Below are 14,706 nucleotides of genomic sequence, written 5' to 3' on the forward strand. Positions count from 1 at the left end.
GATGTTCATTTCCTACATATTTTTTCAAAAAGTACCGATGATTTTGTATTTCTTTCACGCCACGTTCCTTAAGCCCTTTCGCATCTATAGGTAGTGGGTATAAGTTTTCAATTTGTACTGGAAATTTGGAAGATCTTCCAGCACAGGGAATGCCAGTACGAGGAATACCAACCCAGCGAACCGGTAAGGTTACCAGCGGAACGCTGTTCGGAACCATAACGATGCAGATTTTGCCGAACGATCAGATTCCCGTGATAGAACACAACAGGTCAACTGCCCCAGTGTCGATCTATCGCGTGGACTCGCAGGGATCCGCCCTTTTTCCCGACACCTTAGCCGTCGAGGAGCCTCTGGAGATCCAACTGACCTATGGCCCCCGAAGCGCCCGAACCACCAAATCCATCACCGTCACAATGCGAACTCCCGGCCACGACGAGGAGTTGGCTGCAGGCTTTCTCCTGACCGAAGGCGTTCTCGAAGACAGCGCGCAGATCGTTCGCATCGACGCATTTTCGGAAGCAGCAAGCTCCGAGCTTTCCAGCGGCAGCACGCTTCCAGCGTCGACTCCCGGCAATATCGTTCGCGTGGAGCTGGAGCCGGACGTAGAAGTCCGCACAGCCACACTCGAACGGAACTTCTACACCACATCAAGCTGCGGCATCTGCGGCAAGGCTTCCCTGCTAGCTCTGCGATCCGTCTGTCCGCCGCGGAGAGCCAATACGCTGTCGATCTCCGCCGAAATACTCTATGTGTTACCCGAAGCACTGCGCACCGCGCAGCGGGTCTTTGACGTTACGGGTGGCCTGCATGGCGCTGGGCTGTTCACCGCGGAAGGAGAATTTGTTCTCTCTCGCGAGGACGTTGGCCGACATAACGCGGTGGACAAGCTCCTGGGGGCGCAGTTTCTTGCCGATGCCATCCCCCTGCGCGACAAGATGCTGATGCTGTCCGGCCGCGCCAGCTTTGAACTACTGCAAAAGGCCGTAATGGCGGGCATCCCCATGGTGGCGGCTGTCGGCGCACCTTCGAGCCTCGCCGTCCAGGTCGCTCGCGACTTTGATGTCACTCTGATCGGCTTCTTACGCGATCGACACTTCAACGTCTACCACGGTATTGAACATATAACTGGCCACAAGATGTCCAGGGAGGTATCCGCATGAAACTGCGACTAAAAGGTAATTCGGTACGTTTGCGCGTGACGCGCTCAGAACTTGCCCGGTTGCAGGCCGGCGAACGGATTCAGGAAACAGTCCATTTCCCTTCCGGTTCAACCCCCAAGTTTGCCTACGCTTTGGAGATCGGTTCACACAGCCTGCCGGTCACTGTGACCTTTATGGATGAGCAAATTGTCGTCAGTGTGTCTCAGGATCAACTTGCAAGCTGGAGCGGCGAACATCAGGTCGGCGTTTACGCTACGTTGCCTGTCGATGAAACGACAGTGCTCGAAGTAGCCATCGAAAAAGACTTCGCCTGCCTGGACCTCAGCGATGCAGATAACATCGACACCTTTGCCAACCCATTAACAGGCAAAGCCTGTTAGAAGTATTACCGGAGAACATTAGTGAAATTCAACATGTTCTGTAACAAGATCCACTTGCCGGCTCGCACCAGCTCCATTGCCCTGGCTATCGTCATCACATTCTCTGGCATCCATGCCTTTGCGCAGGCCACGATCTATGCGGACTATCCCCAAAAACGAGGAAAGGTCGAACCTCTCCAATGGAGCGATCTGCCTTCGTGGATGACCCTAAGCATGGAGCTTCGCGGTCGTACTGAAGGTCAGACGTCCTATAACTACACCCAGAACGGCGATCGCATCTATGAGCTGACCCGCATCTATGGTGCGGTTGAGGTAAGGCCGACAAACTTTCTTACCGGCTATCTGCAGTTCATCGACACTCATGCCCTGGGCTTACCGACCCATGTTGTAGCCTCCAACATGCGCGACGCGTTCGATCTGCGCCAGGGCTACGCTGATCTGCACGGCAGACCAGGCGGCGTACCTGTCGACCTCTTCGTTGGACGGCAGGAGTTGAAGTTCGGCAGTGAACGAATCATCGGTATCAGCGACTGGACCAATAACAGCCGCACCTGGGACGGTTTCGATGCTCGCATCGGGGACAAGAACCGGGTTGATCTCTTCTCCACCTCCGTCGTTGCCGTGCATCCCACCTCGCTCGACAAACACGGCGCTGGGCTCACGTTCCATGGTGCGTACGGCTCGATCTCGACGTGGATTCCTAAGGTTCACCTTTCGCCTTATGTGCTCGTGCACACCGTACGCGGGGTTACCAGTAATCAAGGCGTCAAGGGGAACGAGGTAGAAACAACATTCGGCGCCGAAGTTGAAGGGACCTTGCCTGCGAATTTCGATTACGAAGCCAACGCCTCCCTGCAACGCGGAAGCTATTCAAACAACTCGATCCACGCGGGCCAGAACTTCGATAAACTCGCTTACACAATTGAAAAACTCCCGTGGGAGCCGCGTATTGGTGGCGAGTTCGACTACGCAACCGGCGATGGCCATACGAACTCAAACCGCATCAGCACCTACGACCAGTCCTATCCCTCGAACCACAATGCCTTTGGTCTCGTTGATCTATTCGGATACGAGAATATTCGCCAAGAGCGCATCAATCTGGATCTTGGACCAACCAAGAGCCTTTCAATCTTGGTCCAGGGTGGCTTTCTGAACCTTGCTCAGAAGAAGGACGCGCTTTACTCTAGCTCTGCCTCTGTGACGCTCAAACCACCCACCGGAGGGTTCGCTACAGACGACATCGGTCAGGAGTTCGATGCCTCTGCCAAATACGTCTTCCACGATTACATCGTCGCCAACATTGGCGTGGGTCACCTTTTTCCTGGCAGGGTGCTTCTCGACAACAAGCATGGCGCCGCGGAAACAATCGGCTACTTTTCGCTTACCTACCGCTTCCGGGTGGACAAGCAGACTCCTACCAAACAGAAATAGAAAGGAACTATAGAACTTATGTCCGACAAAGAGTACAACCCTCTAAGCCGCCGCAAATTTCTTGGGACTTCTTCTGCGGCTTTAGTAGCTATCGCCGGCATGCAGGGCACGGCTTCCGCACAGCAGGCAACATCCATCCACTCCAAAGATCATCACCTCGTCAACGAGAGTGAGCCTCAGCCGAAGAACACCGCGCTTGACGCTCAGAATCCGTCTTCCAACTTCCCCCCTGAAACCGATTCCGGCGGACAGCCGCCCTTCAAGTACCCCTTCTCCTTCGCGCATAAGCGCATCGAAGGCGGTGGCTGGACCCGCCAGGTAACCGTACGCGACCTTCCCATGTCGAAGAAGATGGCCGGCGTACAGATGAGGCTCATCAAGGGCGGCGTTCGCGAACTGCATTGGCACGTAGGGGCGGAGTGGGCCTTCATGATCTCCGGCAGCGCCCGCATCACCGCCGTCGATCAGCACGGACGCGGTTTTGTCGATGACGTGAATGAAGGCGACCTCTGGGTCTTCCCGGGCGGCATCCCCCATTCCATCCAGGGCCTCGGCCCGGACGGTGCCATGTTCCTGCTGGTCTTCGACGACGGAAACTTCAATGAGTTCGAAACCTTCCTGCTCACCGATTGGCTGCACCACACCCCACCCGAGGTACTCGCCAAGAACTTTGACGTACCCGATGCGACCTTTGCCAACGTACCTCCGAAGGAACTCTTCATCTTCGAGCGTGAGCTGCCACGCCCGCTGGCTGAAGAGAAGCGTCAGGTTGAAGCCATCACCGGTGGCGTCCCCAACTCCTTCGCCTTCTTTACGAGCAAGATGAGCCCCACCAAGGTAACCAAGGGTGGCGAAGTCAAGATCGTCGACGCGAAGAACTTTCCCGCATCGAACATCGCGGCTGCCATCGTTACGCTCAAGCCCGGAGGCCTGCGCGAGTTGCACTGGCATCCAAATGAAGACGAGTGGCAGTACTATGTCAAAGGCAGCGGACGCATGTCCGTCTTCGCCGCAGGTGGCCGCGCTCGCACCATGGACGTTCAGGCCGGGGACGTAGGGTACATCGACAGGTCTCTTCCCCACTTCGTCGAAAACACAGGCGACGAGGACCTGGTCTTCCTGGAAGTCTTCCCGACACCCCACTATGAGGACATCTCTCTCGCCGAGTGGCTGGCGCACACACCTTCCCGGCTCGTCGATCAACACATCGGCACTGGTGAAGATTTTCTGAACAAGATCCATAAAAAAGAAGCAGTCATTACTCCTGAATAGCCATCCGGCTGTGGATGCCAGGCAACGGGCATCCACAGCTACTCATCGATAGATATCCGAATATTGTCATAACGACCTGTCGCCATAGACGGCCGTCAACCGCATGGAGTAGTTTGAATTGCTCGAAGCTGAAAAATACAGCTTCACGATTCATACGGCGTCTTTAAAATATTCAAGAGGTGAACATGGCTCTATCATTTCTAGCTCGGGAACGCTCCGTAGCTGCTCCGGGATACAGCCGTTGGCTGGTTCCGCCTGCTGCACTCGCAATTCATCTTTCCATCGGGCAGGCATACGCCTTCTCGGTCTTCAAGAACCCTCTGCTCGCTCTACACGCTGCGAACGGAGGTGCCTGGAATCAGAAAGAAGTCGGCTACATCTTCTCGATCGCCATTGCCTTCCTCGGTATCTCGGCCGCACTCTTCGGAGCCTGGCTTGAGAAGGCTGGACCGCGGCGCGCCATGTTCTATGCCGCTATCTGCTTCGCCTCCGGCTTTTTCGTCGCCGCCGTGGGAGCTCAGCTCCACAGTATCGTCCTGATCTACCTCGGCTATGGTGTCATCGGCGGTATCGGCCTGGGCCTTGGTTATATCTCACCTGTCTCCACACTGATCAAGTGGTTCCCCGACCGTCCCGGCCTTTCTACGGGCCTCGCCATCATGGGTTTCGGCGGAGGCGCTATGATCGGTGGCCCGCTGGCCAGTAACCTCATGGCACACTTCAAAGCACACGGACAAGCTGTCATCCCCATGACCTTCCTGGCCATGGGCGTCCTCTATTTCATCTTCATGATGTATGGCGTCTTCACGATTCGTGTACCTGCCCCCGGCTGGAAGCCCGAAGGCTACGTGCCATCGGAGAAGCACTCCGCCTTGATCAGCTCGCACAACGTCGATGTGACGACGGCCTGGAAGACACCCCAGTTCTTCCTGCTCTGGATCGTCCTCTGCACAAACGTAACCGCTGGGATTGGAATTCTCGAACAAGCTTCGCCGATGATCCAGGACCTATTCAAGGGGACCATCGGACCGGCTGCCGCAGTCGGCTTTGTCGGATTGCTGAGCCTCTTCAACATGGGCGGACGTTTCTTCTGGGCGGCTGTCTCCGATTACATCGGTCGCAAAGGGACTTACTTCTGCTTCTTTACTATCGGCGCAATCCTTTATTTCCTGCTTCCAAAGATCCACACGGTGGGTGCGTTCGTCGGTGTCGCCTGTCTCCTCTTGTCGATGTACGGCGGCGGCTTCGCAACGATCCCGGCTTACCTGAAAGATCTCTTCGGTGGCTATAACGTAAGTGCCATTCATGGCCGCGTGCTCACGGCATGGTCGACTGCTGGCATCGTTGGCCCACTCATCGTCAACGGCATTCTCGACCATTATGTCGCTATCGGCCGGCCCAAGGCGCAGGCTTATCCCATCATCCTGCACATCATGTGTGCCCTTCTGGTTGTAGGGTTCCTTGCCAATCTCATGATCCGGCCGGTTGCCGAAAAGTACTGGATGCAGGAAAAGACCGCCTAACCGGCGAGAAAGCGAAAAGCATATGACGACGGACATCAAAAAAACACCCGCAGCGGCAATCCTCGTGGCCTGGCTGATCGTCGGCATCCCCGCAGGCTGGGGAGTCTACAACACGGCTCTCAATGCAAAGAAAATCTTTGCAGCGCCACCACCGGCTACCGCCACAACAACACCAACAACGGCCGCAAAGTAGCATCAGCATGCTAACTAGGGACGGCCCAACGCCGTCCCTAGGAACCCTTTGTAACTTTGTCCCTGCGTTTATCAGGTAGAGTCTGACGACTTATCGGACAATAACAAATCCCATATTTTGCCCTCCCACAGAGTCGTCATCCTGAGCGAAGCACCTCGCGCTTTTTGCGAGGTGCGCAGTCGAAGGACCCCGAGGGATTTGATCTTACCCAGGAGGTAGGTACCTTTTCCAGCACGAACGTCCAGGCTCGAACGCTCGAGGTAGAAAAGGTGCTAAGGACCTGGGCAAGATAGCAATCCTCGGGGTCCTTCGACTCCGCGTCCCCAAAAGCTGGGACGCTCGCTCAGGATGACACTTCAATAGAACAAGGGCTATAAGAACGCCTCTAGAAGCAGGCATACCCGATCTGATACGAGGTCGAAGGAGCCAACGCCCCCGCCCCACTCGAGATCACGAATCCAGCCGTCGTAGGCGATGAGATAAAAATGTTGCTCAACGCCGTTGCCGTCGCCGCATTCTGGGCCGTGGGAATGCAGGTATTCGGAGCCTGTCCCAGGAGCGTCGCAAAGGTAACAGTTGCCAGTGGCGACAGAGCTGCCGGCCCCGTGCCCGTCGTAAACGTTACAACACCCGAAACACTCGTGCTGGTCGACGAAAGCGCAACCCCCGAAGGAGAACCACCCAGCCCAGCCCCGGCGGCAACCAGTGGCGTTGCCGAGTTACCCAGAAACTGCGATGCCAGCACCTGTCCTGTATTCAGACCAGAGCCCGCATTGCCGGTAGTTCCGTTGCCAAGACACAGCATCGCGGTACCCACAACGCACGGAGACAAGCCCAGGTAGTTACCCGCAGTCGTAGGCTGGGTCGACCAGCCTACGACATAGTTCCCTGCGAGCCTCACGTTATTCCCGAAGAAGGAGAGGTCAGTGGCCGAATTGAAACGCATGCGAATACTGTTGTCTGCACTCCATCCGATGTTGTAACCGGACTGGTTCAACTCCGTCGTCCCGTTCCAGGTCAGGACCGCGCCGGAAGCGACGTTGATGGTCATGGTGGTACCCAGCCCGTTCATAAACCCGTTCGCCACGAACTGCGTGGTAGCCCCGAGTTTGAGCAGCGTTGCGCCTGTGCAGGAGCCAGAGGCATTCACGCACTCTCCGCGCAGGAAGATCGTGTCATCCCCCGCGTTGCCGCCAACCTTACCTGTGCCGGTCAGCGACATCACAATGCCGGTGGAATCGACCGGCTCCACGATTGCGTCAATGAAAGAGTGGTAGAGAAAGGTATTGTTCTCCACCGAGAAGCCGATCTGATTGGTCCGAACCTCGGCTCTGAACCCGCGGATTGAGCTATACCCAAAGCTGTCGGAGAACGACGTTCCCGCCGTATTCGTGAAGCGTATGGCGATGCTGTTGTTTGTGGACGTAATGTCCTGCAGCGCCATCCCTTCCGTGAACGAAACCGTGTTGTCGAACCAGTAGGCCGCAGAAGTAGCCGTTCCCGTAAAGTTGTTTACGGCCACATTGGCCAGGTGGATCTTCGAGATATCGCCAGCATGGATACCGCTTACGGCCGTGGACGACTGGTTATAAATCGAGCAGTTTTCAACGCTTGGTCCCTGGTTCGGCTGCGTAGTCGCTGCGCCGCTGATCTGCACGCTGGGAAGAATGCGGATGGCATCGCCCGAGCCGGTATAGGTAAGGATGGCTCCCTGTTCGCAATGCAGATCGAGATAGGGAGAGTTCAGGTTCATAGTCGTGCTGAAGGTGTAGTTGCCTGCGGGAATGAGTACAACGCCCTGCGTCCACGTCTGCGAGTTCTGCGTCACCGTGGGCAGCGAGGCAATCGCTGCATTGACCTTCGCACCGATATCGGCACCGCCGAAACCGGTGGCATTGACCAGCCCCACGCCTGAACCTGAGCCAGCACCAGAACCTTCCATGCCTTCTAGAGCAGGTTCCAGTGAAGCCTTCGACGAAGCAGGAGCAGCCGCTTCCGGCTCATTGATGTCGGGAGAAAACATACCCGCCAGAGAAGCGTCGGGAAGATTACTGGCTAGAAGCATGGGAGTTTGGCTTGCGCGATGACTCTGCCCCATCGCGACCGCACTGGAAACGACCAACGCCAAAACGGCGACTCTGCAACTGAACGCTTTGATCCGCATAAATTCTCCTCACTCAAATTGCGTCCCCTTTCCGCCCAGACAAAAGAAGAAGGCTGAACCTGCAACTTTTGCCGATGAACATAGCGAGAACGTTACCAGCGGGAGAATTGATATACGTAGAAGCAAATACTTGTCAACATTTTTTCTAGACAACAAAAATATATTTATAAAAACGCAAGCATGAACCCAGCTGAGAAATAGTTTCACCTCTTCATCGCACAGTTAGACTTCAAGGGAGCATCGTTTCCCGCAAATACCCAAGGGCCTACAACGTAGGCCCTTGGAGGTATCACAGCTTGTAATCGATGGAAAATAAAGAGGAAATAGGCAATGCTATCGCGTATTTTCAAGTCCTTCACCAGCATGTCAACCCCTCATCCCGGGTTTATGCAAAGTGAAAAGGCAGCGGCCTACCGTCCAGCATAGTCCTCGCGGGAAGCAGCCTCCGCTCCATTCAACCGGAGGATATTGCCCTCTCCTGCATCGATCTTCATTTGCCTCTGGTCACGAATTAAATCGATACCGTTCTCATCATTTCCTTCCAATAGCGATTCGCTAACGGTCACATGCTCGCAGTTGAAAAAGCTGAGGCCGCTCTTCCAGTTACGAGCGGCCTCACATCGTTCGACCTTGATCGTGTCTACGGAGATCGCCCTGAGTCCGGCCCCGGCAAGCGAGCCATCGAGCCGCGAGCCGCGTACAAGAACACGTTGGCAGTGCGTGAGCCGAAGAGGATTGTGATTGCCCGGTCCAGGCGCTACTCGGCCGCCGCTGTCGCACAGGTCGCACTGCGCAATCGAGACTTCAGCAACTCCCTGGAGATCCACCGCGCTCAAGGTGCAGTTGCGGACCGTAAGCCGCTCCAGACGTATCCGCTGCATCTGCCCCTGCCGATCGGCAATCAAGTGCACCCCTCCGCGAGAAGCCGCGCGATACGTGGCATGCACTCTGCGGTCTTCATTTGGATCAGGCTGAGGGAGAGGTTGCGTGCCACCCTCCACTATAAACTCGCGCAAGACTACATCGTGTAGATCCAGCTCCGCAGCGACGAGACACGGACCGGAGAGTATCGGCTCAAGCGAGACGATCGTGCTTCGTCCTGCGCCACTCATCGTCACGCCGCTGGGTATCCGCAGCGGCTGTGTCAGTTCATAGTATCCGGCCGCCAAGAAGAGGCTCCCTCCCCCGGCCTGATGCAACTCATCCAGCGCTGCCTGAATAGAATCGCCCGGAGCGATCCGCTTCGCATCTGCCGGTGCCTGAATAGCGTCAAGGGACGCTCCAGGCAGAGCCGCTGCGGGGATTTGAGGCGCGGCAGCCTTCGCGGGAGCAGCACTGGGTTCGGCTCCGCGGTACTGAGTCAATGTCGTCTTTGCATGCTCTCTCGCCTTCAGTACGGCTTGTTCCGTGTAAGGCATATCCAACCCCTTCACGTAGCGATAGTGCTGATAGGCGACCTCGTAGAAGTCGGAAAAACTACCGCGGCTTTTGGTCGCGATATCCCCGAAGTAAGGCACCGCTTCTCCCAGCATGTACTTCGAGGTGTACTCGAAGCCCAGCGCCAGCCGGTTATCTGCAAGACCGAACAGATCGATCCCCTGGTGCCAGCAGACCAGCGCCGTCAAAGCGAAATAGCCCAGCCCCAGTTGCGTGTGCCCCATATCGCGGACGGACTCCTCGCACTGCCCGGTCGGAAAAACATACTTCGTGATGCCGGAGTTCTTCTGTCCAAACTTGTAGTGCGTAACTACCTTCTCAAAGAGAGCATGGTCTTCCGTAAAGACCGCAATGGCTGCCAGGGTCTGCATGATCGCAGCATCCCAGTTGCCGTTTGCCTCCGGGAAAAAGTCCACATCGAGTGGGAGATAAACCTCCGTCATCATGCGCTTGAAACGCTCCTCGCGCTCCGCTCCCCATTCCGGATAGGTGGCGCGCAGAATCTCAGCGGAGTTGCACAAGGCCGCTCCAGTCCAGCCGGCAATCAGCTTTCCATCGTTGCCGCCAAAGTTCCAGAGCGTCCGGCTCCACGCGTCCAGGATCTCCGCTGCCTTCTCCGCATGCGCCCGATCGCCTGTCACAAACCACTGGAGAACATGGCTGTTCGCCGCATCCACACTGGCGTGCAACTCATCGTCCCCATTCTTCTGCAGTCCGTTGGCTCCGCGAAAGATATGGGTAACGGGTGAAGGAACAAAGGATAGGGAGGACAGCGGCAAGGCCAGCATCTCCGTCCACTTCCCAAACCAGGGCTCCTTCCGTGCCAGCACCATCGACTTCATGAACTCGAGTTCGGCATGGGTTTGGAGAATGCCCGGATGCACGAAGCGTCCCTTGGACAGAGCTCCCTCATTCCGTCCAGATTGCGTCTCTGCGACAGCGGCAGTCGATCGTCCAAACTCCACTCCTGCAGCCAGGGCTGCAGCCGTATATCCAAGAAACTCTCTTCTCCGCATCTCTATCTCCTCTTTCCTTCCGGCTTCGTCTTCCAAGGCAAGAGCGACACCAATTCCTTGCTCCCTCGAAAACTTTGTAAACCGTTGAATGACATAAGAATTTCCTCCTATATCTCTGCAAACTCACAACCATAAGCATCCCCCTGTCGCGGTTTTCGGGGAACGCCTCATGCGTCTCAGACTTTGCCTGATAACGTTACTAGAATTTTGTCTCTTTTGGCTTAATTTCATTTGCACTAATTTGTTTTTACCCGAGAAAATACCCCTCAAAACCCTTCATCCCTATGGGGCTGAGAGGCATTCCTCTTCCATTTTCGTGCAGGAAAATGAAGTATAGTTGGGCATTTTTACACTTTTACGAGGTAGACCCAAGACTTCAAAAGAGTCCGACTCCTTGGATCTTGACAACAATCCACGACTCCTTGTACGCTCCCCTCCGAAATGCTAACGATACTTATTACGACTCGAAAAAGAACTCACACCTTCTCGACATAGGGCTGGAATTCTTCGCTCGAGCACCCCCGCAACAGCTCCAAACTCCCTTTATGAGGCCACCATGCAACGACATATCCCCTACAAGATTCAAGACAGCAAAAGCTGGTTTTTCTTCGCGATCCTGCTCGCCCTCCTTATCTCCGCCACGAGCGCAATGCAGGCGCAGCGGATCACGGCCTCACTCAAAGGCACGGTCCATGACTCGACCGCGGCTCGCATTCCAAACGCGACGGTCACCCTTACCAACACGGGCACGCAAGCAAACTTCAAAGGATTGACGGACAGCACCGGGAGCTTTGACATCTCCAACCTGCCTCCCGGACCCTACACCGTAACCATCGAGGCCACAGGATTCAAACGCCTCGTACGTTCCGGCCTCATCCTCGATGTCGATCAGACCGCAGGAGAGGACTTTACCCTTGAGCTGGGCACCGTCTCGGAGACAGTGCAGGTGACCTCCGCTGAGCCTCTTCTGGAGACCCAATCCTCCGACGTAGGCGCGGTCATCGAAAACAAGAGCATCGAAAATCTCCCGCTCAACCAGCGGAATCCATTCAGCCTTGTATTGCTCGTCCCCGGCGTAACGGGAACCGTCAACGCCAGCTTTACCGGTCTTCAGTTCAACGTAAACGGAGGCAGGGCCGGCAACACGGACGTTCTGCTGGACGGTGTACCTGCCGCTCCGCCGACGGACGATGTCACCGTCCTCAGCATCTTTCCCTCGGTCGATGCGACCCAGGAGTTCAAAGTCCAGACCAGCAACTTTTCAGCTCAATTCGGCAATGCCGCCGGTGGCATTATCAACATCCTGTACAAGTCGGGGACCAATAGCCTGCATGGCAGCGTCTACGACTTTCTGCGCAACTCGTATCTCGACGCAAACAACTACTTCTCGGATCAATTAGGGTATCCACTCCCCGCCTTCAGGAGAAATCAGTTTGGGTTCAGCCTGGGCGGCCCGGTCTATCTGCCCAAGCTCTACCACGGGCGCGATAAGACCTTCTTCTTCGTGGACTATGAAGGCCTTCGCCAGACTCAAGCCGCGCAGCTTACGACCACCGTGCCCACGCTTGCTGAGCGCGGCGGCGACTTCTCAGCGGATGCGACATCGTCCGGTGCCGCAATCTCCATCTACGATCCTCGCTCGACGGTCGCAACCGTCACCTCCACAGGCACGGTTTACACCCGTACTCAATTTCCCAACAACAAGATCGATCCATCGCTCTTCGATCCGGTTGCAGCCAATATTCTCAAGTACTATCCTCTGCCCAACACAGCAGGACAATTCGGCCACAACAACTATGTCGTCAACGCATCGACGCCAACATCCATCAACCAATACGACATCAAGGTCGACCAGATCTTCAGCGATCGTCAGCGTTTGTCCTTCCGCTTCTCCAAGCGCAATCCCGTCAATGGCTTTGCTCATGAGTTCCCTGCCGCCATCCAGGTCGCTCAGAATGCATCGACCGGTTCCCAGCCTGCCATTGGAGCGGGGCTTGACTATACCTTTGCCAAGAGCAGTTCCTATATCTTCGAACTCCGCGCCGGCGTCTCCCACGTCTACTACAACACCGCCACAGCCTCCGACGGCTTCGATCCCACAACGCTGGGCTTTCCTCCTTATCTCGCGGCAGCAGCCATCGCGAGTTCGGCTACCTCTCTCACGTTCCCAGGCATCGCCCCTGCCGGCTATCTCGCCATCGGCGCGGGCAGCCAGCAAGGAAAAGGAACCGCAGGCTATCTTCAGGACTCCTTCCTGATCAACAACACCAAGGTTCTCTCACACCACACGCTGAACTTCGGCGGGGAGTTCCGCATCCTGGCTAATAACTCCAACCAGAACGGAGAAGCCACCGGCGCCTTCTCCTTCGGCACAAACTTCACCCAGGGCGGGAACGCGCTCACCGCCTCCAGCACCAGTGGAGACGGATTTGCTTCCTTCCTGCTTGGACTGGGCTCAGGATCGGAGATTCAGGCGTTCAAGATCAGCGATACCACCAGCCACTATGCCGCGGCCTACCTGCAGGATGACTGGAAGGCATCCGACAAGTGGACCTTCAATGCAGGTCTCAGATATGAGCTATTCATTCCCAGAACCGAACGTAAAAACAGAACCACCTGGCTCGATCTGAACGTGCCATCCCCGCTCGCCTTAACGACCACCCTCACAGGCTTGAAGGGCGGTCTGGAATACGCCGGGGTCAACGGGAATCCGAGGACCACAACCGATGGCACCTATCTGGACTTCGCTCCCAGAGTCGGATTCGCCTATCACCCCACTACCGCGCTTGTCGTGCGCGGGGCCTTCGGTATCTTCTTTGCCGACAGCCCTAATCAGGCTGCGGCTACAGTTCAGAACACAGGCTACCGGGCCACGACGCCTTACAACGGCACGCTCAATGGAGCCACCCCCAACGCCTATCTCTCGAATCCCTTCCCAACAGGCTTTGTGCCGCCCACCGGAAACACGCTGGGACTTTTGACCTCGACCGGCAGTTCCATCGTGTCGCAGCTCCGTCGCCAGCCCGCTCCCTACTCAGAGAACTATCAACTGGGAGTGGAATATCAGCTTCCCGGAAACTGGCTCGTAGGAATCACCTATGTAGGCAATCACGGTGTACAGCTTCCCTATAGCCCCACCTACAACCAACTGCCTGATTCCGATCTTGCTCTCGGGGCACAGCTTCTGACCGCTGCCCCTAACCCCTTGGCAGGCAAGGTTCAGGTCTCGGGACCTATCTCCGGGGCCACGATTCAGCAACGTTACCTGCTCTCCGCTTATCCCCAGTTCACAGCTGTAGACGGATATCAGGTAGCGGGCGCCATCTCGCACTATGACTCCATACAAATCAAAGTCGAACGGCGATTCAGCAGGAGCGCTACCGTTCTGCTCTCCTATACCGGCTCAAAATCCCTGGATGACTACTCCATCAGCAACTCAAACTTCGGTTCAAACGGCACCTATCAGGACGCGAGCATTCCCCTGATGCAGGATTCTTATGCGCCCTCTACCTTCGACATCCCGAAGAACCTCGTAGTCAGTGCGGTCTACAGCCTCCCCTTCGGCCGTGGAGAACGTTTTGGCTCCAATTGGAATCGTCTCGTCGATGCAATCTTTGGCGGATATCAGGTGAACGGTATCTATAGTGCCCACAATGGAACCCCAATCGCCTTGTCCGCCAGCAATGTGGCAAACATCTTCAACCCTGGCGAACGTCCCAACTACAACGGTCAGAATCCGAAACTTCCAGGCAGAGTGGAAGATAAATTGAAGAAATATTTCAATACAAGCTCCTTCTCCCAACCGGCAACTTACACCTTCGGCAACACGGCCCGCACCCTGGGATACCTTCGCAATCCAGGCCTGACCAATCTTGACATCTCCGTCTTCAAGCAGTTTTCACTGGTAGATGGCATCAAGACTGAAATCAGAGGTGAAGCCTTCAACGCCCTCAACACGCCGGCCTTCTCCGGCCCCGATGCAGGGGTCACAGACGGAACGTTCGGACAGATCACCTCTCAAGCCAACACACCCCGTGAGATACAAGTCGCAGTCAAGATCCTGTTCTAACGCGACATCCTGTGGCCGCGGCTGGCAAAATCATTATGCCAGCCGCGGCCTAACGGGACAG

9 protein-coding genes are annotated in these 14,706 nt (G+C 56.0%); 7 read left to right on the forward strand and 2 right to left on the reverse strand.

Annotated features, from left to right (window positions below):
- Positions 1-221 precede the first annotated feature (221 nt).
- The 6 genes from fdhD to HDF15_RS03520 all read left to right on the forward strand — a co-directional run bounded on the left by fdhD (position 222) and on the right by HDF15_RS03520 (position 5,959).
- Positions 222-1,160 (forward strand): formate dehydrogenase accessory sulfurtransferase FdhD, encoded by a 939-nt coding sequence (fdhD, locus tag HDF15_RS03495; RefSeq protein WP_221314263.1) that lies wholly within the window; start codon positions 222-224, stop codon positions 1,158-1,160.
- Positions 1,157-1,540, forward strand: coding sequence for a DUF7009 family protein (locus tag HDF15_RS03500; protein WP_184252880.1), 384 nt, complete (start codon positions 1,157-1,159; stop codon positions 1,538-1,540). The genes fdhD and HDF15_RS03500 overlap by 4 nt, the downstream gene beginning before the upstream one ends.
- Before the next feature lie 21 nt (positions 1,541-1,561).
- Positions 1,562-2,971 carry an alginate export family protein gene (locus tag HDF15_RS03505; RefSeq protein WP_184252881.1) on the forward strand — a complete coding sequence of 470 codons (1,410 nt, stop codon included), beginning with the start codon at positions 1,562-1,564 and terminating at the stop codon, positions 2,969-2,971.
- An 18-nt stretch (positions 2,972-2,989) separates the two neighbouring features.
- The gene (locus tag HDF15_RS03510) at positions 2,990-4,243 is read left to right on the forward strand and encodes a cupin domain-containing protein (RefSeq protein WP_184252882.1); all 1,254 of its coding nucleotides are present in this window, start codon (positions 2,990-2,992) and stop codon (positions 4,241-4,243) included.
- A 185-nt stretch (positions 4,244-4,428) separates the two neighbouring features.
- Positions 4,429-5,766: an OFA family MFS transporter gene (locus HDF15_RS03515; RefSeq protein WP_184252883.1), complete on the forward strand. Its 1,338-nt coding sequence runs from the start codon at positions 4,429-4,431 to the stop codon at positions 5,764-5,766.
- A gap of 22 nt (positions 5,767-5,788) precedes the next feature.
- The gene (locus HDF15_RS03520) at positions 5,789-5,959 is read left to right on the forward strand and encodes a hypothetical protein (RefSeq protein WP_184252884.1); all 171 of its coding nucleotides are present in this window, start codon (positions 5,789-5,791) and stop codon (positions 5,957-5,959) included.
- A 385-nt stretch (positions 5,960-6,344) separates the two neighbouring features.
- On the opposite strand, the gene HDF15_RS03525 is transcribed toward HDF15_RS03520, so the two are convergent.
- Complete coding sequence (locus tag HDF15_RS03525; protein ID WP_184252885.1) at positions 6,345-8,123, reverse strand: hypothetical protein; 1,779 nt, start codon at positions 8,121-8,123, stop codon at positions 6,345-6,347.
- A 410-nt stretch (positions 8,124-8,533) separates the two neighbouring features.
- A complete protein-coding gene (locus HDF15_RS03530; protein ID WP_184252886.1) occupies positions 8,534-10,576 on the reverse strand; it encodes an alginate lyase family protein in 2,043 nt (680 codons plus the stop codon).
- Between the two features lie 556 nt (positions 10,577-11,132).
- Between HDF15_RS03530 and HDF15_RS03535 the strand changes: the two genes are divergently transcribed.
- Entirely contained in the window at positions 11,133-14,645 is a 3,513-nt protein-coding gene (locus HDF15_RS03535) for a TonB-dependent receptor (RefSeq protein ID WP_184252887.1), read from the forward strand.
- Positions 14,646-14,706 lie beyond the last annotated feature (61 nt).

Source organism: Granulicella mallensis (assembly GCF_014203225.1).
Classification (GTDB): domain Bacteria; phylum Acidobacteriota; class Terriglobia; order Terriglobales; family Acidobacteriaceae; genus Granulicella; species Granulicella mallensis_A.

Bases quoted from the DNA above. Each gene is read 5' to 3' on its own strand.
- fdhD (WP_221314263.1), top strand. From the start codon at position 222: ATGCAGATTTTGCCGAACGATCAGATTCCCGTGATAGAACACAACAGG.
- HDF15_RS03500 (WP_184252880.1), top strand. From the start codon at position 1,157: ATGAAACTGCGACTAAAAGGTAATTCGGTACGTTTGCGCGTGACGCGC.
- HDF15_RS03510 (WP_184252882.1), top strand. From the start codon at position 2,990: ATGTCCGACAAAGAGTACAACCCTCTAAGCCGCCGCAAATTTCTTGGG.
- HDF15_RS03515 (WP_184252883.1), top strand. From the start codon at position 4,429: ATGGCTCTATCATTTCTAGCTCGGGAACGCTCCGTAGCTGCTCCGGGA.
- HDF15_RS03520 (WP_184252884.1), top strand. From the start codon at position 5,789: ATGACGACGGACATCAAAAAAACACCCGCAGCGGCAATCCTCGTGGCC.
- HDF15_RS03525 (WP_184252885.1), bottom strand. From the start codon at position 8,123: ATGCGGATCAAAGCGTTCAGTTGCAGAGTCGCCGTTTTGGCGTTGGTC.
- HDF15_RS03530 (WP_184252886.1), bottom strand. From the start codon at position 10,576: ATGCGGAGAAGAGAGTTTCTTGGATATACGGCTGCAGCCCTGGCTGCA.
- HDF15_RS03535 (WP_184252887.1), top strand. From the start codon at position 11,133: ATGCAACGACATATCCCCTACAAGATTCAAGACAGCAAAAGCTGGTTT.